We start from the raw sequence: 20,417 nt of genomic DNA on the forward strand, positions 1-20,417 counted from the left end.
CGACGTGACACGATTCGCCCCATGGACATCAGCTATCCGGTCACGATCGCCGCGGCCCGCACCTGGTTCAAGCTCGGCGACATCAAGATCAACATGACCGGTGCGGAGCACATCCCCGAGAAGGGCGGTGCCCTGCTGGCGGTCAACCACCTCTCGTTCGTCGACTACATCATGGCCGGGTTCCCCGGTGCCGAGCGCGGCCGGCTGACCCGGTTCATCGCCAAGAAGGAGGTCTTCGACCACCCCGTCGGCGGCCCGGTGATGCGCTCGTTCCACCACATCCCGATCGACCGCAGCTACGGCGCCGCGGGCATGAAGAAGGCCGTCGAGTACCTCCAGAACGGTGAGATCGTCGGGATCTTCCCCGAGGCCACGATCTCGCGCTCCTTCCTGATCAAGGACCTCAAGACCGGCACCGTACGCATCGCCGCCGAGGCAGGCGTACCGCTGATCCCCGTCGTGCTGTGGGGCACCCAGCGGATCATGACCAAGGGCCAGAAGGTCGACCTCTCGCGCCACAAGACGATCGGCATCGAGATCGGCCCGCCGCTCCCGGTGACCGGTGAGGACCCGGCCGCGGAGACGGCAGCGCTCAAGTCGCAGATGGAGGCCATGCTCGACCGGCTGATCAAGGCGCACCCGGCCGAGGAGCAGCCCCCGGGTTCGTGGTGGCTGCCCCAGGCTTATGGCGGCTCGGCCCCGACCCTCGAGGAGGCCGAGGCGATGTACGCCGAGGAGCGCAGGCTTCGCGCTCAGCGGAAGGCTGCGAAGCGGTCCGCCGACAAGAAGAGGGCTTAGTCGCTAGGTGGTCACGCCGGCGGGCTCGGCCGCCGTCATCGCGGTGATCGCAACATCGAGGAGCTCATCGACGACGTCGTCGTAGCTGTGGGTGTTGCCCCAGAGTGGGCGCATTCGGGGATTCTGGCCGGTGGCTCCGACGAGTGCGGCGATGGCTTCGCCGGCCTCTTCGCTCACCTTCGCGACTCTCCCCCAGAGAACGGCTTCGGCGTCGCGATCGCCCTGGGACTCGTCGAGCCACCGGGACAGATACGCGAGCAGAGCCGGCGTAGCGTCGGTCATGCGGTCGGAGTCTAGGGCGGACCATGCAATCCGGTCGAGCCCTAGATATTTACTTATGCGGCCGGTTGGTAGACGCCGAGCCGGTTTCCGGACGGATCGGTGAAGATGAATCGGCGCCCGCCGGGGTAGTCGTAGGGCGGTTCGGTGATCGTCCCGCCGGCCTTCTCGACAGCCGCCACCGCGGCCTCCAGGTCGGTCGTACGGAGCAGCGGCAGCGGGGCGACCGGGGTCTCGGAGGCATACATCCCGCCGTTCTCGTCCTTGCCGTCGGGGCCGACGATCCCGGCGTACATCCCGCCGTAGTCGTTGAAGGACCAGCCGAAGGCGGACTCGTAGAAGGCGCGGGAGGCGGGGAGGTCGGTGACCGCGAGCTCGAGGTAGTCGATGTGGAGTGCATTCATGCCCGTCGACGCTACTCGCGACCACCGACACTCCAGCCTCAGCCGAAGGCGATCTCGAAGTCCTTGCCGCGGAACGAGCCGATCTTGGTGGCCTCGCGGAGATAGGCGAGCGGGCCGGCGGGGTCGAAGGTCCAGCTGCCGCGGGCGGGCAGAAGCTTGGCGCCACCCTTCATGGTGAGCCAGGCGGTGTCGGGGTGCTCCTCGATGCCGGGCTGCTCGACGCTGCCCCGCATCGGGAGGCGAGGAGCGAGCTGCGTGATGTCGCTGAACTTCGCCGTCGCGATGGGCCCCTCGTCGTGGCTCGTCTCCCAGGTGTGGGCCGCGAGCGGTCCCTGGGCCGACGACTCCCCGCTGAACTTGGCCAGCCCCTTCGGGATCGCCCACAACGTACGGCCGCCGGCCACCGAGTCCGGGGAGTCGACCCAGATGTCGACCACGCTCACCGCCTTCTTCCCGTTGGATGCGGTGATCACCCGGGCGGAGAGGAGCTCGTGGTAGGTCAGCGGGCTCGGCTCGGTGTAGTCGACCAGCGCGACGGCATAGATCCCCTTCGGGTGCCGCTCGTCGACGTCGTGGGCGAGCCGGAAGACCGAGAGCCACATCGATCCGTGCATGTGCCAAGGGGCTGGGGGATAGCTGGTCACGAAGTCTCCCGAATTCTTGGTTGGTCCGTGTCGAAGCAGTCATGCCCGGTTCGACGCGTAGGCGTGTGGCGATCGTCGCCACGATCTACCAAGGAGACCAGAGATGACCGACCAGGTGAAGGGCCCCGCCTCCTACTTCCCGTCCATCGAGAAGAAGTACGGCCGCCCGATCGCGGAGTGGCAGCAGATCGTCCGCGACTGCGGGATCACCAAGCACATGCAGATCGTGGCGCACCTGAAGACCGAGTACGGCCTCGGGCACGGTCACGCCAACGCCCTCGTCGCCCACACGTTCGCCGAGGGACGCTGAGCTGTCCGGGCGCCGTCGAGCACTAGAGGTAGGCGCCGATGCGGTCGGTGGTGGTCTCGACGCGATTGCCGCCCTGACGAGCGAACAGCTCGGCGATGGTCATGTCGTGGGTTACCGAGCTGTCGCCCGCCCACGCCCGGGCCTCGGCCGCGGGGAGTGGGGCGAATTCAACCTGCGAGAGGCAGCGGCCGGGACGAACGACCGCCGGGTGAAGTCGAGCGATGTCGTCGTTGGTTGTGAGCAGGACGTAGCAGTCGCGGTCCCGTCCATAGAGGCCGTCGGTGAGGTTGAGCAGCCGCCCGAGGGCGGGCCCGGAGCGTTCGCGGGCATCGACGCGGAGGTACTCGTCGGCGTCCTCGCACACGATCAGCTTCGCCTTCGGGGGCTTGCTGGTGTCCTGGTCCGCGTAGGCCTGAAGGAAGTGGGGAACGTTCCGGATCGGCCCGGACTCCACGATGGAGCGGAGGTAGGTCGGATCGGTGAAGAACTGCTCGGCGTCGGTGACGAGGTGGGTCTCGCACCACGGCGCCCACGCTGACGCGAGGCTGGTCACGGCATGGCTCTTCCCCGTGCCGGGCGCGCCGTACCAGAGCAGCAGCTTGCCTCCCGTCGGGGGCGCGGAGAGCTCCATGAGGGAGTCGAGATCGCGGGCAGTCGCGCGTGCATAGTTACGCCGGTTGCTCTCCCACGGCTCCTTCGGGATGTGCAGCGAGTCGAAATCGCCCTTGAAGCCCTCGGCCCAGACCTTGACGTCGAGCTCGTCGGACTCGGGCGGCTCGTGGGCGGCCAGCAGGGCGGCGACGCTGTTGGTCACGTCGAGCAGGCGCTCATCGGTGTCGGTATAGACCGTGGCGGTCGTGCGTCCGGTGACACGGATCGCCAGGGCAGCGCCCTCCGCGGTGGCGTAGACGAAGGCGAAGTGGCTGCGCCTGTCCGTCCGGATGACAGTGAAGCCTGACGGCACGATCTCCTCGATCGGGGCGGGGAAGTCCCTGCTCACGGCGGTCGACCGGTTCAGGGCTCGGCTACGCAGGCCCTCGACGATGTCTGCCAGCGTCGCGGCCTCGACGAGATCGTGGTCAGTGGTGTCGACGCGAACGTCGAGGCCGGTTTCGCGGATGCTCTGCAAGGTCTTCCTCCGTAGTCGCGATGACTCTACGGGCGACCACCGACGCTCTTCGAGCGGTTTGTCGTGACGCCAGCGTCATCGGCTGCGCGCCGGTGTCTGGCGAAATGAAAGAAACCGCTGGTCACCCAGCGGTTCCAACTGTGCCCCCGGCAGGAATCGAACCTGCGGCCTACGGTACCGGAAACCGGCGCTCTATCCCCTGAGCTACGGAGGCAGTGCACCACCTGAGCGGTGCAGATGGAACCCTACAGGCTGGGACGGATAACGGTGAAACCGACTGGCGCTTATACGCTGGACCCCGTGACTCCTGAGCAGCTTTCCACCGCGGTCGTCGATGTCCTCACCGCGCTCGTCGATGAGGGTGCGATCACCCTTCCCGACGGCGTTCCGAGCACTGTCACGGTGGAGCGACCCAGGCAGAAGGGCCATGGCGACTACGCCACCAACGTGGCGCTGCAGCTGGCCAAGAAGGCGGGGATGAACCCGCGCGCGCTGGGGGAGCAGGTCGCCGAGAAGCTGAAGGCGACCGACGGGATCGCCGACGTCGAGATCGCCGGTCCCGGGTTCCTGAACATCTCCGTCGAGGCCGGCGCCCAGGGCAAGCTGGCGGGCGAGATCGTCGCCGCCGGTGCGGCGTACGGCAACAACGACTCCTTCAAGGGTCACAACATCAACCTGGAGTTCGTCTCCGCCAACCCGACCGGCCCGCTGCACCTCGGTGGCGTCCGCTGGGCCGCGGTCGGCGACGCGCTGGGCCGTGTCCTGGAGGCGTCCGGCGCCGAGGTCACCCGGGAGTACTACTTCAACGACCACGGCGGCCAGATCGACCGCTTCGCCCGCTCACTCCTGGCCTGGGCCCAGGGCAAGCCGGTGCCGGAGGACGGCTACGGCGGGGCGTACATCGAGGAGATCGCCAAGCAGGTCCTGGCCAAGGAGCCGAACGCGCTCGAGGCCGACGACCCGCAGGAGGTCTTCCGTGCGATCGGCGTGGAGCTGATGTTCGCGGAGATCAAGAAGAGCCTGCACGACTTCAACGTCGACTTCGACGTCTACTTCCACGAGGACAACCTCCACAAGTCCGGTGCCGTCGAGCGCGCCATCGAGAAGCTCCGCGAGCTCGGCAACGTCTACGAGAAGGACGGCGCGATCTGGCTGGCCACGGAGAAGTTCGGTGACGACAAGGACCGCGTCGTCATCAAGGCCGACGGCAACGGGGCCTACTTCTCCGGCGACCTCGCCTACTACCTCGACAAGCGCGAGCGCGGCTTCGACCGCTGCTTCATCATGCTGGGCGCGGATCACCACGGCTACGTCGGCCGGATGATGGCGATGTGCGCCGCGTTCGGCGACACGCCCCACGAGAACCTCGAGATCCTGATCGGCCAGATGGTCAACCTCCTCAAGGACGGCCAGCCGATGCGGATGTCGAAGCGTGCCGGCACCGTGGTCACCATCGACGACATCGTCGAGGCGATCGGTGTGGACGCCGCCCGCTACGCGCTGGCCCGCTACTCCAGCGACTCCAACATCGACATCGACCTGGACCTGTGGGCCAAGGCCGACAGCGCCAACCCGGTCTACTACGTGCAGTACGTCCACGCGCGCACCTGCCGGATGATGGCCAACGCGGCCGACCTCGGCATGGGGATCGACCTCGACACCTTCGACCCGTCGCTGCTCACCCACGAGCGCGAGGGCGAGCTGCTGCGCGCCCTGGCCGAGCTGCCGCGTGTGGTCGCGACCGCCGCCGAGCTGCGCGAGCCCCACCGGGTCGCCCGCTACCTGGAGGACACCGCCGGGATCTTCCACCGTTGGTACGACGATGACGACTGCCGCATGCTGCCCAAGGGCGACGAGCCGGTGGCTCCCGTCAACCTGGCCCGGCTGGCGCTCGTCTCCGCCGCCCGCACCGTCTTCGCCAACGGCCTCGGGCTGCTCGGCGTCTCCGCCCCGGAGCGGATGTGAGCGCGCACGCATCGCCGGGCTCGTTCACCGGCACCTCGCCGGTGTGGCTGAAGACCCCGGAGGACGTCAACGCCCTCGTCCCCGCGCTGTGGTCGGCGACGGCCGAGAAGGATGCGAACGGCGTCCTCACCGTCGGCGGCGTCGCGGTGCCCGACCTGGTCGCGAACATCAACACACCTGCGTACGTCCTGGACGAGGCCGACTTCCGCGAGCGCGCCCGCGCGTTCCGTGACGCGTTCACCGGCTACGACGTCTACTACGCCGGCAAGGCGTTCCTGTGCACCGAGGTGGCGCGCTGGGTGGCGCAGGAGGGGCTCTGCCTCGACGTGTGCTCCAACGGCGAGCTCTCCGTCGCGCTGCGGGCCGAGGTCGACCCGGCGAAGATCGGCTACCACGGCAACAACAAGACGCCGATGGAGCTGCGCCGGGCGATCGTGGCCGGCGTCGGGCGGATCATCGTCGACTCCTTCGCCGAGGTCGAGCGGGTCGCCGCGATCGCCGCCGAGACCGGCATCACCGCGAGCGTGATGGTGCGGGTCACCGCCGGCGTCGAGGCCCACACGCACGAATACATCGCCACCGCCCACGAGGACCAGAAGTTCGGCTTCTCGATCTCCTCGGGCGACGCCTTCGAGGCCGTACGCCGCCTCCTCGACGCCCCGAACGTCGAGCTGCGCGGTCTCCACTCCCACATCGGGTCCCAGATCTTCGACTCCTCCGGGTTCGAGGTCGCGGCCCGTCGGGTGCTGGCGCTGCAGGCCCGGATCCGGGACGAGCTCGGCACCGAGCTGCCCGAGATGGACCTCGGTGGTGGCTTCGGCATCGCCTACACCACCCAGGACGACCCCTCGACGCCCAAGGCCCTGGCCGAGGAGCTCACCGCGATCGTCGAGCACGAGTGCCGCGGCTTCGGACTCGCGGTGCCGCACCTCTCGATCGAGCCGGGCCGGGCCATCGTCGGCCCCTCGATGTGCACCGTCTACACGGTCGGCACGGTCAAGGAGGTCGCCCTCGACGGCGGCGTGACGCGCACCTACGTCAGCGTCGACGGCGGGATGAGCGACAACATCCGCACGGCTCTCTACGACGCCGATTACTCCGCCACCCTCGCCGGGCGGGCCTCATCCGCCGGGCCGGTGCTCGGTCGTGTGGTCGGCAAGCACTGCGAGGCCGGCGACATCGTCGTCAAGCACGAGTTCCTGCCCGCCGACATCGCTCCCGGCGACCTGATCGCGGTCCCCGGCACCGGTGCGTACGGACGCTCGATGGCCTCCAACTACAACCACGCCCTGCGGCCCCCGGTCGTCGCGGTCCGCGACGGCGAGTCCCGCGTCATCGTCCGGCGCGAGACCGAGGACGACCTCTTCGCCACGGACATGGGCTAGCCCGGTCGAGGCGTCGGCTGCGTCGGTCGAGTGGGCATCGGATTGTCCACTCGACCGACGGGAGTGACGTCTCGGCCGACCGGGGTGACGTCTCGGCCGACGGGGGTGACGCCTCAGCTGGGGCGAAGTGCCCGGAGGACCGCCCGCCCACGCGGCGAGAGGCGGTAACCGACGGGGAGGGACTCGGTGAGGCCGAGCTCCTTGAGCCGGCGGATATCGGCCTTGAACGGTTTCTTCTCGCGCCCGATCGAGGCCGCGATGGTCTCGGCCAGCTCGCCAGGACGGGCCTCGATGAGCTCGAGATGCTCCTGCGTCCACGGGCCACGGCGGCTGCGCCGGTCCATGTCGGCGAGCTTGGCGACCAGCGCGTCGGTCTCCTTCTTCCCCGGGCGCTTGGCGCGCAGCGCGACCCGCTCGTCCTCCCCGGCGTAGCGCATCTCGATCCGATAGACCTCGCCGTCCTTGCGGGACAGGAACGCCAGCAGGTCCGTGAGCGTCGTACCCGCCCGGCGGGCATCGTCCTCGGTGAGCGAATCGGGGGAGACGGGTGCGACCGACACGAACTCGACCACGCCCATCCGGGTGCGCTGCCGACCGCCGGCGACGTGCATCGGGCGCTTCCAGCGGCGGAAGGCGAGATCGACCTCGCCGGTGCGGATGCGTTCGAGGTCGGCGTTGGGGAACAGCACGCACCCATCAAACCGCGCGAAGCAGGAAATTCGGTTTCGCCTTCCCGAAATCCGAGGGTTCGTGAGCCTACGATGGTCCGCATGCCGAGGGGGGTCTACTCAGAAGGACCGCTCGCGGCGCCGTCCCAGGCGCCGCGAGCGGCCTTCGCCCGGCTGACGAAGGAACGGCGCGACAGCGTGACCCGGGCGGCGCAGACGTTCGGCTGGTCCGTGGTGTCCGGCAAGGCCGCGGCGCAGCGGCCGGTGCGGTGGGAGGTGCTGGGTCCGGACGTACGCGCCGAGCGCTGCGACCTCGTCGTCGACGGCACCTGCGACGGGATCCTGGTCGAGTACTGGCACGGCAAGGCGTCCCCCGGGAAGGGTCCCTGGCGCCCGGCCCGCTGGGTCGTCGTGCGGGTTCCGGCCCACCTGCCGAAGACGGCCGCGATGATCGGGCTCTCGCCGGGATCGGGCAACACCGGCACCGGCCGGGTGCCGACGCCGGTCTTCTTCCCGCCGGAGTTCCGGGCCAAGACCAACGTGACCACGCCCGACGGGGCGGTCATCGCGGCCGACGAGGAACAATCGCGCGCGCTGTCCCGCTTCGCCAGCCACGTCGTCGACGAGCGGCTGTGGGTGGTGGCCCGCGACGACGCGATCACCGTCACCACCGACGTGGAGCCGGACGCGGAGGAGCTGCTCCGCCGCGTTCGCCTGGCGCGGGATGTCGCCGCGGTGCTCCGGCCGATCCCGGAGCTCGCCTGAGGCTGAGCTCATCCAAGGCTTGGGGCTCTTGACCTCAAGTCAGCTTGAGCAGATTGACTCGAGGCATGCGAGCGATCAGACAGCACGAGTTCGGCGGCCCGGAGGTCCTGCACCTCGAGGAGGTGCCCGACCCGACGCCGGGGCCGGGTCAGGTACGCGTCCGGGTGGAGGCCGCCGGCGTCCACCGTCTCGACACCTCGATCAGAGCGGCCGACCTGCCGCCGACGATGCCGCGACCGGAGCTCCCCACGACGCCCGGCCGCGAGGTCGCCGGGGTCGTCGACCAGGTCGGCGAGGGCGTCGACGAGGCCTGGCAGGGCGCGAAGGTCGTCGCCCACCTCGGTCCGGGGAGCAGCGGCGGCTATGCCGAGCTCGCCGTCGTGGACGAGACGCAGCTCTACCGACGCCCCGAGGGGCTGGAGTCACCGGAGGCGGTGGCCGCCATCGGCACCGGCCGCACCTCGGCAGCAGTGCTCGAGGCCGCCGAGATCACTCCCGACGACGTCGTCGTGGTCACCTCGGCAGCCGGCGGCATGGGCGCGATCCTGCTCCAGGGCATTCGCAACGCGGGCGCCCGTGCGATCGGTCTCGCGGGCTCGGAGGCCAAGCTGGAGATCGCTCGTGGCTTCGGCGCGCACACGGCCGTCGACTACCGCGCGGACGGCTGGCTCGAGACGCTTCGAGAGGAGGAGCCCCGCATCACGGTCCTTCTCGACGGGGTCGGGGGTGACGTACCCAGGCAGGTCTACGCCCAGCTCGAGCCCGACGGTCGGATGGTCCGGTTCTCCGGCGACCAGGACGGCTACGAAGGCGGCGCGAAGATCATCGACATCCTCGGGCCCTGGGTCCAGGGCCGGATCAAGGAGTTCGAGCAGGCCTCGCTCGGGGCCGCCGCGGACGGCACCCGCAGGCCGTACGTCGGCTCGACCTTCCCCCTCGCCGAGGCCGCGGAGGCCCATCGCGCGCTCGAGAGCCGGGAGACGACCGGCAAGGTCGTACTCCTGACCTGACCCGGACCAGGCCGGGGGTGTCCGCGCCTAGAGCGGAAGTCGGTCCCTGGAGCCTGTCCCGGATACCCTTGGGCGCGTGAGCAGCAACAAGACGACCGCGCACGCCGTCAAACCCCTGGGCGTCGCCGTCCTCGGCTGCGGTGTGGTCGGGTCCCAGGTGGTCCGGCTCCTGCTCGAGGGCGATGCGGATCTCGCCGCAAGAGTGGGTGCGCCGCTGGAGATCAGAGGCGTGGCCGTACGCCGCCTCGACGCTCCCCGCGACGTCGAGGTCCCCGCCGAGCTGCTCACGACCGACGCCCACGGCCTGGTCGCCCGCGACGACGTCGACCTCGTGGTCGAAGTGATCGGCGGCATCGAGCCGGCCCGCGGCCTCATCCTCAAGGCGCTGGAGAGCGGCGCCAGCGTCGTCACCGCCAACAAGGCCCTGCTCGCCGAGGACGGCCCGACGCTCTACGAGGCCGCCGAGAAGGCCGGCACCGACCTCTACTACGAGGCCGCCGTCGCCGGCGCCATCCCGATCCTCCGCCCGCTGCGCGACTCGCTCGTCGGCGACCACGTCACCAAGGTGATGGGCATCGTCAACGGCACCACCAACTACATCCTCGACAAGATGGACACCTACGGTGCCGGCTTCGAGGAGGCGCTCGCCGAGGCCCAGGAGCTGGGCTACGCCGAGGCCGACCCGACCGCCGACGTCGAGGGCTTCGACGCGGCCGCCAAGGCCGCCATCCTGGCGAGCCTCGCCTTCCACACCCGGGTGACCGCCAGCGACGTCTACCGCGAGGGCATCACCGAGGTGACCGCCGGTGACGTCGCCTCGGCCAAGGCCATGGGCAGCGTCGTCAAGCTGCTCGCGATCGCCGAGCTCGACGGCGACGACGTCTCGGCGAGGGTCCACCCCGTGATGATCCCGCGCACCCACGCGCTGGCGACCGTGCGCGGCGCCTACAACGCCGTCTTCGTCGAGTCCGCCTCCGCGGGTGACCTGATGTTCTACGGCCAGGGCGCGGGCGGCGAGCCCACCGCGAGCGCGGTCCTGGGCGACCTGGTCACCATCGGGCGCAACAAGGCGCTCGGCGCCCGCGGCTTCGGCGAGTCCGCCTACGCCGCCCGCGCGGTACGCCCGATGGGCGAGACCGTCACCCGCTACCACGTCAGCCTCGACGTGGCCGACAAGGCCGGCGTGCTCGCCGCGGTCGCGACCGCCTTCTCCGAGCACGGCGTCTCGATCAAGGCCGTGCGTCAAGAAGGCCGAGGCGAGGACGCCCAGCTCGTCGTCGTCTCCCACGAGGCCCCCGATGCCGCGCTCGCGGCGACCGTGCAGCACCTGCGCGAGATGGAGTACGTCCGCGACGTCGCCTCGGTGATGCGCGTAGAAGGAGCAGTCTAATGACCAACGGCCAGTGGCGCGGTGTGATCGAGGAATATCGCACCCTCCTCGACATCCCCCAGGACACCAAGGCGGTGACCCTCGGCGAGGGTGGCACCCCGCTGGTCCACTCCGAGTGGCTCTCCGGCGCCACCAAGGGCGAGGTGTGGCTCAAGGTCGAGGGGCAGAACCCGACCGGCTCGTTCAAGGACCGCGGCATGACCGCGGCCATCTCCGTCGCCGTCCACGAGGGCGCCAAGGCGGTCGTCTGCGCCTCCACGGGCAACACCAGCGCCTCGATGGCCGCCTACGCCGCCAAGGCCGGGATCACCCCGGTCGTGCTCGTCCCCAACGGCAAGATCAGCGCCGCCAAGATGGCCCAGGCGCTGGTCCACGGCGCCGAGGTGGTCAAGGTACGCGGCAACTTCGACGACTGCCTCAAGCTCTCCCGCGCGCTCGCCGACAGCTACCCGGTCGCGCTGGTCAACTCCGTCAACCCGGTCCGGCTCGAGGGCCAGAAGACGGCGGCCTTCGAGGTCGTCGACCGTCTCGGCGACGCCCCCGACTACCACCTGATGCCGATCGGCAACGCCGGCAACCTATCCGCCTACTGGCTCGGCTACGAGCAGTACGCCGCGGCCGGCCACGCCACCAAGACCCCGGTCATGCGTGCCTTCCAGGCCGAGGGCGCGGCCCCGCTCGTGCTCGGCCACCCGGTCGAGCACCCGGAGACCAAGGCGACCGCGATCCGCATCGGCAACCCGGCCTCCTGGCAGCTCGCCGAGGCCGCCGCCGCCAAGTCCGGTGGCCGTTTCCGCGCGCTCTCCGACGACCAGATCCTCTCCGCCCAGGCCCAGTTGGCCCGCAACGACGGCGTCTTCGTCGAGCCCGCCTCGGCGGCCGGTGTCGCCGGTCTGCTCGCCGACCTCGAGGCGGGCGACACCTACGCCGGAGCCACCACGGTCATCACCGTCACCGGTCACGGGCTCAAAGACACCGCCACCGCCCTGGAGTTCTTCGGTGAGCTGCCGGAGATCGTCATCGACGCCGACCTCGAGGCCGCGGCGGCAGCAGCAGGGCTCGCGTAGCACCCATGACGTTCGTAGAAGGCCCGGTGACCGTCACCGTCCCGGCCACCTCCGCCAACCTCGGCCCCGGCTACGACTCGCTGGGACTCGCGCTCGACCTGCGTGACGAGCTCACCGCCGAGGTCGTGCCGGGCGGGACGCTGGAGGTCACCGTCGAGGGTGCCGGCGAAGGCACGGTCCCGCTCGACGAGTCCCATCTGGTCGTACGCTCCATGCGGGCCGCCTTCGACATCATCGGCAAACAGCCGGCCGGTCTCCGGCTGCACTGTCGCAACCGGATCCCGCACGCCCGCGGCCTGGGGTCGTCCTCGGCCGCGATCATCGGCGGCCTCGTGCTCGCGCGCGCCCTGGTCGCCGGGGGAGAGCTGATCCTCGACGACGACACGCTCTTCCAGAAGGCGGCCGAGATCGAGGGCCACCCCGACAACGTGGCGCCCGCCTTCCACGGTGGCTTCACGATCGCCGGTGAGGATGATGGCTTCTTCGCGGTCCGCACCGCCGTCGACCCGCGGGTGAGCGTCGTCGTCTTCGTGCCCGCGACCGGCGTCGAGACCAAGGCCGCCCGCGGGCTGCTGCCCGAGACCGTCCCGCACTCCGACGCGGCGGCCGACGCGGGACGTACGGCGCTCCTGGTCGCGGCGCTCAGCGACGCGCCCGAGCACCTGCACCGAGCCACCCGCGACTTCCTCCACCAGGAGTACCGCCGGCCCGCCATGCCGGAGTCGCTCGCGCTGGTCGACGAGCTGCGTGCCGACGGCGTCGCGGCGATCGTCTCCGGCGCCGGGCCCACGGTCCTGGCGTTCAGCAGCGGCGTGGAGTCGGCCGAGACGACCAAGCTCCTCGCCCGCTGTCCGGCGGGCTGGGCGTGCCATGCGCTGAGTGTCGACATGGACGGCGTACGCATCCTCTGACCCGCCTTCCGGGGCCCTGCTGTGATGGGTGCCATGCGTGTTAGCCTGGATCTACGTCCGTCGGGCCGTTCAGGTCTACGGACGTGCTATCCCCCTTTCGTGCCGTGCCACTTCGGTTGGCGCGCATCGGCGCGTCAGGGGTTCTGACAAACGAGCCGTCGGCGTCGTACGCCGATCGGCGATACGTGGGAAAGGACTCACGTGACTGAGACCATGGAATCCACCGCACCGGAGCCGAACGCAGCCCCGAAGAAGCGCGGTGGCCTTGGCGGAATGCTCCTCGCCGATCTCAAGGCGATGGCGAACGGTATGGGCATCAGCGGGGCGAACTCGATGAAGAAGGCCCAGCTGATCGACGCGATCAAGGCTGCCCAGGGCAGCCGTGCGCAGTCGGCGCCGGCGCCTGTGGAGAAGGCTGAGAAGCCCGCCGCTGAGAAGCCTGCGGAGAAGACGGCAGAGAAGCCGGCCGAGAAGGCCGAGAAGCCCGCGGAGAAGTCCGCCGAGGCTGCTGACGCCGGCAGCGAGGGCGCCCAGCGCCCGCGCCGCCAGCGCAACCAGAACCAGAACCAGAACAAGGGCGGCGGCCAGGGCGGCCAGTCCGGTCAGGGTGGCCAGGGTGGCCAGTCCGGTCAGGCCGGTGGCCAGAACAAGGGCCCGGCGAAGACCGGTCAGCCCGCCGCCGAGAAGAAGAACGAGGACGCCCAGAAGCCGGCCGAGTCGGCCGACGACGCCGGCGGCGACGAGGACGGCGAGGGCGGCAGCCGCCGCAACCGTCGCCGTCGTGGTCGCGACCGCGACCGCAACCGCCCGGGCCGCGGCGAGCCGGACACGACCGTCCTCGAGGACGACGTACTCGTGCCCGCGGCGGGCATCCTGGACGTACTCGACAACTACGCCTTCGTCCGCACCTCCGGCTACCTGCCCGGGCCCGACGACGTCTACCTCTCCCTGTCGCTGGTCAAGCGCCTCGGCCTGCGCCGTGGCGACGCGATCGTCGGCCAGGTGCGCCAGCCCCGTGAGGGCGAGCGCAAGGAGAAGTACAACCCGATGGTGCGCATCGACTCGGTCAACGGTGCCGACCCCGAGATCGCCAAGCACCGTGTCGAGTTCGACAAGCTCGCGCCGGTCCACCCCGACCAGCGGCTGCGTCTCGAGGGTGGCTCCGACCCGGTCACCGGCCGGGTCATCGACCTGGTCGCGCCGATCGGCAAGGGCCAGCGCGGCCTGATCTCCTCCCCGTCGAAGGCCGGCAAGACGACCGTCCTGCAGGCGATCGCCGGCGCGATCACCGCCAACAACCCCGAGTGCCACCTGATGGTCGTCCTGGTCGACGAGCGTCCCGAGGAGGTCACCGACTTCGAGCGCAGCGTCAAGGGCGAGGTCATCGCCTCGACCTTCGACCGGCAGCCCGCCGACCACACCGTGGTCGCCGAGCTGGCCATCGAGCGGGCCAAGCGCCTGGTCGAGCTCGGCCACGACGTGGTCGTCCTGCTCGACGGGCTGACCCGCCTGGGCAAGGCCTACAACCTCTCCGTCCCGGCCTCGGGCCGGATTCTCGGCGGCGGTGTCGACTCGGCGGCGCTCTACCCGACGAAGCGGTTCTTCGGTGCGGCCCGCAACGTCGAGGACGGCGGCTCGCTGACCATCCTCGCCACGGCCGCGGTCGAGACGGGTTCGAAGACCGACGAGATCATCTTCGAGGCCTTCAAGGACACCGCCAACTCCGAGCTTCGCCTGAGCGAGGAGTACGCCGAGGCCGGGATCTTCCCCGCCATCGACGTCAACGCCTCCGGCACCCGCCGCGACGACCTGCTCTTCGCCGGTGGCGAGGGTGACGCGGTGCGCAAGCTGCGTGCCTCGCTGGCCACGCTCGACGGCGCCAAGGCCGCCTCGGTCCTGGCCGAGAAGGTCGCCGGTTCGGCCACCAATATGGTGCTCCTCAACGAGGTCGCCAAGAGCTGAGGTCTGTGTGCGCCCTGGGGCCGTCGGGAATTATTCGCGGCCCCAGGCGTTCACATACACTGAATCCTCGGTGCCGGTTCACGTCCCGCAACCTGCGGCGGCGACCCGGAACCCACTGTCTTGAGAGGAACCTCATGAAGTCCGACATCCACCCGACGTACGTCGAGACCCAGGTCACCTGCACCTGCGGCAACTCGTTCACCACCCGCAGCACCGTGGCCGAGGGCGCCATCCGCGCCGACGTCTGCTCCAACTGCCACCCGTTCTACACGGGCAAGCAGAAGATCCTCGACACCGGCGGTCGCGTGGCTCGCTTCGAGGCTCGCTTCGGCAAGCGCAACAAGTAGCTTTCAACGCGCCGGCCCCCACGTGTCTGTGGGGGCCGGCGCGGCGCATTTCATCGAACTTCTCCGGCAATTCCTGAACTTCTCGGGCATTGCAACGCCGGAGAAGTTCAGGAACACCCGGTTGACCGGGTATTCCTCCCAGGCGAGAAGCGAGGCGGAGATGTCACAGTTCGAAGCGGTCGAAGGGCTGATCGAGGAGCACGAGGGGCTGGAGAAGAGGCTCGCCGAGCCCGAGACCCATGCCGACGCGCGCCTGGCGAAGAAGCTCAACCAGAGGTACGCCGAGCTGAGCTCGATCATCGACGCCTACCGCGCCTGGCAGCAGCTCGGTGACGACATCGAGGCCGCCCGTGAGCTGGCGGGGGAGGACCCCGCGTTCGCGGAGGAGGCCGAGGCGCTGGTGCCGCAGCGCGAGGAGGCCGAGGAGCGGCTGCGCCGCCTGCTCGTGCCTCGCGACCCGACCGACGACAAGGACGCCATCCTCGAGGTGAAGTCGGGGGAGGGCGGCGAGGAGTCGGCCCTGTTCGCCGGCGACCTGCTGCGGATGTACACCCGCTATGCCGAGCGTCAGGGCTGGAAGCTCGAGTTCCTCGACGCCAACGAGTCCGACCTGGGCGGCTACAAGTCGGTCACCGTCGCGGTGAAGGCGAAGGGCAACCCCGAGCCGGGTCGCGCGCCGTATGCGCTGCTCAAGTTCGAGGGCGGCGTCCACCGCGTCCAGCGGGTGCCGGTCACTGAGTCGCAGGGCCGGGTGCACACCTCGGCGGCCGGCGTGCTGGTGGTTCCCGAGGCCGAGCCGATCGATGTCGAGATCAACGACAACGACCTCCGCATCGACGTCTACCGTTCCTCCGGGCCCGGCGGCCAGTCGGTCAACACCACCGACTCGGCGGTCCGGATCACCCACCTCCCGACCGGCATCGTGGTCTCGATGCAGAACGAGAAGTCGCAGCTGCAGAACAAGGAGCAGGCCATGCGCGTGCTCCGCTCGCGGCTGCTCCAGGCCGCCCAGGACGCCGCCGACGCGGAGGCCTCCGACGCCCGTCGCTCCCAGGTGCGCACCGTCGACCGTTCCGAGCGCATCCGCACCTACAACTTCCCGGAGAACCGCATCTCCGACCACCGCACCGGCTACAAGGCCTACAACCTCGACCAGGTCCTCGACGGCGACCTGGAGCCGGTGATCGGCAGTGCCGTGGACGCCGACCTGGCGGCCCGCCTGTCCGCACTCGACTCCTGACCCCTGGGGCCGTCAAATGTCGAAGGTCGCAGTCACCGGGTGACTGCGACCTTCGAGCATCTGCTGGGGCTGCTCAGGCGGTGGTCTTCTTCTTGAAGCCGATGACGAAGCCGGCGGCCTCGGCCGAGGCCTCGCTGTCGAACCAGACCTCGGCCTGGGTCCGCTTGTAGGCGGTGCTGGCGGAGGTGTGGTAGCGCTTCGCGCCGTCCTTGCGGATGTTGCCCTTCACGACGTACGCCGGGTGCGGGCTGGAGCCGTCCTCGAGCGGGTCGGCGCTGCCGGCGCCGTAGCTGCTCGCCGGCGGCAGCGGCTGCTCGGTCTCGGCGGTCTCGGCCTTCTTGCCGCGGTCGTAGAAGTCGCTGCTCGCCCGCACGAAGCCGGCCGCCTCGGCCGCCTCCTCGGAGTTGAAGTAGACGGCTGCCTTCGTGCGGCCGTAGTAGGGGCTCGCCGTGGTGTGGTACTTCTTCCCGCTGCTGCCCTTGATGTCGTACGCAGCGTCAGAGCTGCTTCCGTCGGCGGCCGGCAGCACTGCGCCGGGGTAGGGGGCACCGTTGGAGGCGGCGGGTGCCTCCGCGGCCGGGGCCTCGGGCTCGGTGGTCTTGGCCGGCTCGGCCTCGGCGGCGGCCGGCTCGGCTGCCTCGGCTGCCTCGGGCTCGGCGGTCGCGTCGGCGGCGGCGGCGGCGGCCGCGGTGACACTCTCGGCCTCGGCGACAACGGCAGCGGTGTCCGCGTCGGTCACGTCGTCCGCGGTCTCGGCGGGCGCCTCGACGACCGGCTCCTCGGCAGCGGGCACCTCGGCAACCGGGGCCTCGACAGCCGGGGTTTCAGCAGCCGGAGCCTCGTCAGCAACCTCAGCGGCGGGCTCCTCCGCAGCCGCCTCGGCCTCGGAGGCCTCCGCGGGAACGGTGGCGGCCGCGACGGGGGCGCTGGTGGTCTCGGTGGACGGGTGGTCCTTGTCGGCTCGGTGTGCGGCCTTGGCGTCCTTGCGGATCGGTCGTCCGAAGAAGAACCAGACCAGCAGGGCAAGGACGAGAATGAGTGCAAGCAGCAAGAGCCACTTCATGGGGTGATGTTTCCTTCCGGGGGAGTTCTCGGGTGTGATGGTGGGGCAGCACAGCGCCCGGCGAGGTGTGCGGCCAGTCCCGCGTCCCCCGATATGACCCGAAGAACCCTTGAGGCGCCCGAACGTTACCCTCAGCCGGGTAAAGCATGACTAACACATTCAGGAGCAGTTGCCCATGACCGCCCCGCGCACACTTCTGGCAAGTGCCCGAAAGCAGCTCGAAGAGGCTGGAATCGACAGTCCCGACGCCGATGCGGCCATCCTGCTGGCCCATGTGCTCGACACCGACCGCAACCGTCTCCTCCTCGTGGACGACGTGTCGGAGGACCAGGAGAAGACCTACACGGAACTGCTGGCCCGGCGCGCGGAGCGCGAGCCGTTGCAGCACCTGACCGGGGTGGCGTACTTCCGTCACGTCGAGCTCGCCGTCGGCCCCGGTGTCTTCGTGCCCCGGCCCGAGACCGAGCTGCTCGCCGGCTGGGCGATCGACCGGGCCACCGCGATCGACGCCCCCGTCGTCGTCGACCTCTGCACCGGATCGGGGGCGATCGCCAAGAGCATCGCCGACGAGGTCCCGGGCGCCGAGGTGCACGCGGTCGAGCTCTCCGAGGATGCCTACCCCTGGGCCGTACGCAACCTGACCGGCACCGGCGTGGACCTGCGGCAGGGCGACATGGCCGACGAGTTCGCCGAGCTGGACGGCACCGTCGACGTGCTCGTGTGCAACCCGCCGTACATCCCCCTCGAGGCCTGGGAGTCGGTGGCAGCCGAGGCGCGCGACCACGACCCCGATCTCGCCCTCTTCTCCGGACAGGACGGCCTGGACGCGATCCGGGTCCTGGAACGGCGGGCCGCCGAGCTGCTCAGGCCCGGGGGAGTGGTCGGTTTCGAGCATGCCGACGAGCAGGGGCCGAACGCCGACAACGGCGGGGCGCCGGCCGTCTTCGCGGCCACCGGACGCTGGCAGGACGTACGCGATCATCTCGATCTGGCAGGCCGTCCGCGCTTCACGACCGCGCAACTGGCAACATGAGCACTGTGACTGAGCGCTATCCGATCGCGACCGAGGACGAGCAGACCAAGGCGATCGATGCTGCTGCGGCGGCCCTTCAGGCCGGCGAGCTCGTGATCGTCCCGACCGACACGGTCTACGGCGTCGCCGCCGACGCGTTCGACAAGGGCGCGGTGGCCGGTCTGCTCGCCGCCAAGGGCCGAGGCCGTGCGATGCCGCCGCCGGTGCTGATCTCCAACGTCGCCACCCTCGACGCCCTCGCGACCCGGATCCCCGACTGGGCGCGCACCCTCGTCGAGGAGCTGTGGCCCGGCGCGCTGACGGTCGTGTTCCACCAGCAGCCGTCCCTGCAGTGGGATCTGGGCGAGACCCGCCAGACGGTGGCCGTACGCATCCCCGACTCCGACATCCTGCGCCGCATCATCGACCGGGTGGGTCCGCTGGCGACCAGCTCGGCCAACCGCACCACGATGCCGGCCGCCACCAACGCCGACCAGGCCGACGAGATGCTCGGCAGGATGGTCAAGGCCATCCTCGACGGGGGCGAGTCGCCCGTCGGCGAGGCGTCGACGATCGTCTCCGCCACCGGTGACGAGCCGAAGGTCCTCCGGGAGGGCGCGATCAGCATCGACCGGATCAACGAGATCATCGCCCCGCACGGAGTCGCCATCCGCCGCCCCGGTGATCCTGATCCGGCAGCCGAGGCCGAGACCGACCTGCCCGCCACGGACGCCGACACAGAAGCCTGATGCGCGCCTACGTCCTCCTCTTCCTGGTCGCCGCCGTGGTGACCTACCTGCTCACCGTCGTCGCCCGCGAGTTCGCGATGCGCACGGGGGCCGTCGCGAAGGTCCGCGACCGTGACGTACACGCCGTTCCGATCCCCTACATGGGCGGCGTCGCGATGCTGGGCGGCCTGATCGCGGCCTACCTGGTCGCGCGCGAGCTGCCGTTCCTGGCCGATGCGCCCGACTTCGTGCTGCAGGACACCGGCGTGGTGATCCTCGCCGGCGCGCTGATCTGCATCGTCGGCGTCGTCGACGACATCTTCGAGCTCGATGCCCTCACCAAGCTCGGTGGTCAGGTGCTGGCGACGGCGATCCTGGTGGGCTTCAACCTGCAGTACAGCCTGATCACGTTCCCCGACGGCACCCAGTTCTCCATCGATCCCGCCCAAGGCGCGCTGCTCACCGGGCTCGTCGTGATCACCGTGGTCAACGCGGTCAACTTCATCGACGGCCTCGACGGTCTGGCCGCGGGTGTGGTCGGCATCGGCGCGCTGGCGCTGTTCCTGTTCTGCTACCAGTTCACCCGGATCAACGACATCGGTCGCGCCTCGACCGCGGCGCTCCTGACCGTCGCGCTCGCCGGAGCCTGCGTCGGCTTCCTGATCCACAACTGGCACCCCGCCCGGCTGTTCATGGGCGACAGCGGCTCGATGCTGATCGGCCTGATCCTCGCCGCCAGCGCCGTCACCCTCTCGGGCTCCTACAACGCCGGCGGCCTGAACGTGAACGCCTTCGACGCCTCCACCGCGCTCCTGGTGACCTTCCTGCCGCTGCTGCTCCCCCTGACCATCCTGGTGGTCCCGCTCGTCGACCTGGTCCTGGCCGTCGTACGCCGCACCCGTGCCGGCCGCTCGCCGTTCGCGGCGGACAAGAAGCACCTCCACCACCGTCTTCTGGAGATCGGCCACTCCCAGCGTCGCGCCGTCCTGATCATGTGGCTCTGGGCCGGCCTGATGTCCTTCGGCTCGGTCTTCGTCACCCTCTACCGCGGCCCCGTCGTCATCATCGGCGTCGTCGTCGCCACCGCCCTCATCGTGCTGCTCACCTTCGTCCTCCCGAAGATCCGCGGCGAGCGCACCGACAAGCTCCTCGAGGTCCCCGAGGAGGTCACCCCGCTGGAGCACCAGGCGCGCTGAGAGCGGTGCCTTGATCGATCAATTAGGGCACCCAAACACGCTTGTGATAGTTTTCACGAGCGTTCGGGATACGCTCCTGAACACGTGAAATGCCCCCAGAGAGAACGGCCGCCGACGATGACGACCGCAACCAGCAAGTCCAAG

21 protein-coding genes and 1 tRNA gene are annotated in these 20,417 nt (G+C 69.9%); 15 read left to right on the plus strand and 7 right to left on the minus strand.

Annotation, left to right across the window (positions count from 1 at the left end):
* The first annotated feature begins 21 nt into the window (after positions 1–21).
* Entirely contained in the window at positions 22–798 is a 777-nt protein-coding gene (locus UG56_RS22265; RefSeq protein WP_045550398.1) for a lysophospholipid acyltransferase family protein, read from the plus strand.
* Positions 799–801: 3 nt separating this feature from the next.
* Here the strand turns inward: UG56_RS22265 and UG56_RS22270 are convergent, their stop codons facing one another.
* The 3 genes from UG56_RS22270 to UG56_RS22280 are packed head-to-tail and all read right to left on the minus strand — an operon-like array spanning position 802 to position 2,095.
* Positions 802–1,080, minus strand: a complete 279-nt coding sequence (locus tag UG56_RS22270) for a MazG-like family protein (RefSeq protein WP_045550397.1) — start codon at positions 1,078–1,080, stop codon at positions 802–804.
* A gap of 53 nt (positions 1,081–1,133) precedes the next feature.
* Complete coding sequence (locus UG56_RS22275; RefSeq protein WP_045550396.1) at positions 1,134–1,481, minus strand: VOC family protein; 348 nt, start codon at positions 1,479–1,481, stop codon at positions 1,134–1,136.
* A 38-nt stretch (positions 1,482–1,519) separates the two neighbouring features.
* A complete protein-coding gene (locus UG56_RS22280; RefSeq protein WP_084101433.1) occupies positions 1,520–2,095 on the minus strand; it encodes an acetoacetate decarboxylase family protein in 576 nt (191 codons plus the stop codon).
* Between the two features lie 133 nt (positions 2,096–2,228).
* On the opposite strand from UG56_RS22280, the gene UG56_RS22285 reads away from it, so the two are divergent.
* The gene (locus UG56_RS22285; RefSeq protein WP_045550395.1) at positions 2,229–2,435 is read left to right on the plus strand and encodes a DUF4287 domain-containing protein; all 207 of its coding nucleotides are present in this window, start codon (positions 2,229–2,231) and stop codon (positions 2,433–2,435) included.
* Positions 2,436–2,457: 22 nt separating this feature from the next.
* Here UG56_RS22285 and UG56_RS22290 read toward each other — a convergent pair whose 3' ends face one another.
* Together UG56_RS22290 and UG56_RS22295 are read right to left on the minus strand one after the other, a co-directional pair.
* The gene (locus tag UG56_RS22290; RefSeq protein WP_052693922.1) at positions 2,458–3,564 is read right to left on the minus strand and encodes an AAA family ATPase; all 1,107 of its coding nucleotides are present in this window, start codon (positions 3,562–3,564) and stop codon (positions 2,458–2,460) included.
* A gap of 141 nt (positions 3,565–3,705) precedes the next feature.
* Positions 3,706–3,778: transfer RNA gene (locus tag UG56_RS22295), tRNA-Arg, on the minus strand.
* 86 nt (positions 3,779–3,864) lie between these two features.
* On the opposite strand from UG56_RS22295, the gene argS reads away from it, so the two are divergent.
* Positions 3,865–5,529, plus strand: a complete 1,665-nt coding sequence (gene argS, locus UG56_RS22300) for an arginine--tRNA ligase (RefSeq protein ID WP_045550394.1) — start codon at positions 3,865–3,867, stop codon at positions 5,527–5,529.
* Complete coding sequence (gene lysA, locus UG56_RS22305; protein WP_045550393.1) at positions 5,526–6,914, plus strand: diaminopimelate decarboxylase; 1,389 nt, start codon at positions 5,526–5,528, stop codon at positions 6,912–6,914. Before argS ends, lysA begins: the two co-directional genes overlap by 4 nt.
* Positions 6,915–7,027: 113 nt before the next feature.
* Here the strand turns inward: lysA and UG56_RS22310 are convergent, their stop codons facing one another.
* On the minus strand, positions 7,028–7,603 hold the full coding sequence (locus UG56_RS22310) for a hypothetical protein (protein WP_045550392.1): 576 nt from the start codon (positions 7,601–7,603) through the stop codon (positions 7,028–7,030).
* A gap of 81 nt (positions 7,604–7,684) precedes the next feature.
* Here UG56_RS22310 and UG56_RS22315 point away from each other — a divergent pair, with 81 nt between their 5' ends.
* The 8 genes from UG56_RS22315 (at position 7,685) to prfA (ending at position 16,274) form a co-directional block, all read left to right on the plus strand.
* Positions 7,685–8,347, plus strand: a complete 663-nt coding sequence (locus UG56_RS22315) for a hypothetical protein (protein ID WP_071327260.1) — start codon at positions 7,685–7,687, stop codon at positions 8,345–8,347.
* Between the two features lie 65 nt (positions 8,348–8,412).
* Positions 8,413–9,357, plus strand: a complete 945-nt coding sequence (locus UG56_RS22320) for a zinc-binding dehydrogenase (RefSeq protein ID WP_045550390.1) — start codon at positions 8,413–8,415, stop codon at positions 9,355–9,357.
* A gap of 76 nt (positions 9,358–9,433) precedes the next feature.
* The gene (locus UG56_RS22325) at positions 9,434–10,747 is read left to right on the plus strand and encodes a homoserine dehydrogenase (protein ID WP_071327261.1); all 1,314 of its coding nucleotides are present in this window, start codon (positions 9,434–9,436) and stop codon (positions 10,745–10,747) included.
* Positions 10,747–11,814, plus strand: coding sequence for a threonine synthase (thrC, locus tag UG56_RS22330; protein WP_045550389.1), 1,068 nt, complete (start codon positions 10,747–10,749; stop codon positions 11,812–11,814). Before UG56_RS22325 ends, thrC begins: the two co-directional genes overlap by 1 nt.
* A 5-nt stretch (positions 11,815–11,819) precedes the next feature.
* The gene (thrB, locus tag UG56_RS22335) at positions 11,820–12,725 is read left to right on the plus strand and encodes a homoserine kinase (protein WP_045550388.1); all 906 of its coding nucleotides are present in this window, start codon (positions 11,820–11,822) and stop codon (positions 12,723–12,725) included.
* Positions 12,726–12,926: 201 nt separating this feature from the next.
* Positions 12,927–14,687: a transcription termination factor Rho gene (rho, locus tag UG56_RS22340; protein WP_084101435.1), complete on the plus strand. Its 1,761-nt coding sequence runs from the start codon at positions 12,927–12,929 to the stop codon at positions 14,685–14,687.
* A 134-nt stretch (positions 14,688–14,821) separates the two neighbouring features.
* Positions 14,822–15,034, plus strand: a complete 213-nt coding sequence (gene rpmE, locus UG56_RS22345; RefSeq protein WP_008362128.1) for a 50S ribosomal protein L31 — start codon at positions 14,822–14,824, stop codon at positions 15,032–15,034.
* A gap of 160 nt (positions 15,035–15,194) precedes the next feature.
* Positions 15,195–16,274, plus strand: coding sequence for a peptide chain release factor 1 (prfA, locus tag UG56_RS22350; protein WP_045551984.1), 1,080 nt, complete (start codon positions 15,195–15,197; stop codon positions 16,272–16,274).
* A 73-nt stretch (positions 16,275–16,347) separates the two neighbouring features.
* Here the strand turns inward: prfA and UG56_RS29170 are convergent, their stop codons facing one another.
* Positions 16,348–17,337, minus strand: coding sequence for a sunset domain-containing protein (locus UG56_RS29170; protein ID WP_071327263.1), 990 nt, complete (start codon positions 17,335–17,337; stop codon positions 16,348–16,350).
* Between the two features lie 175 nt (positions 17,338–17,512).
* Here UG56_RS29170 and prmC point away from each other — a divergent pair, with 175 nt between their 5' ends.
* From prmC to UG56_RS22370, 3 genes are read left to right on the plus strand one after another with little or no spacing between them, the layout of a single operon-like run.
* Positions 17,513–18,370: a peptide chain release factor N(5)-glutamine methyltransferase gene (prmC, locus tag UG56_RS22360; RefSeq protein WP_045547367.1), complete on the plus strand. Its 858-nt coding sequence runs from the start codon at positions 17,513–17,515 to the stop codon at positions 18,368–18,370.
* Entirely contained in the window at positions 18,367–19,098 is a 732-nt protein-coding gene (locus UG56_RS22365; protein WP_371264404.1) for an L-threonylcarbamoyladenylate synthase, read from the plus strand. The genes prmC and UG56_RS22365 overlap by 4 nt, the downstream gene beginning before the upstream one ends.
* On the plus strand, positions 19,098–20,273 hold the full coding sequence (locus UG56_RS22370) for a glycosyltransferase family 4 protein (protein ID WP_045547369.1): 1,176 nt from the start codon (positions 19,098–19,100) through the stop codon (positions 20,271–20,273). Before UG56_RS22365 ends, UG56_RS22370 begins: the two co-directional genes overlap by 1 nt.
* The last annotated feature ends 144 nt before the right edge of the window (positions 20,274–20,417 follow it).

It is taken from the genome of Nocardioides luteus (assembly GCF_000960475.2).
In the GTDB taxonomy this organism is placed as follows: Bacteria; Actinomycetota; Actinomycetes; order Propionibacteriales; family Nocardioidaceae; genus Nocardioides; species Nocardioides luteus_A.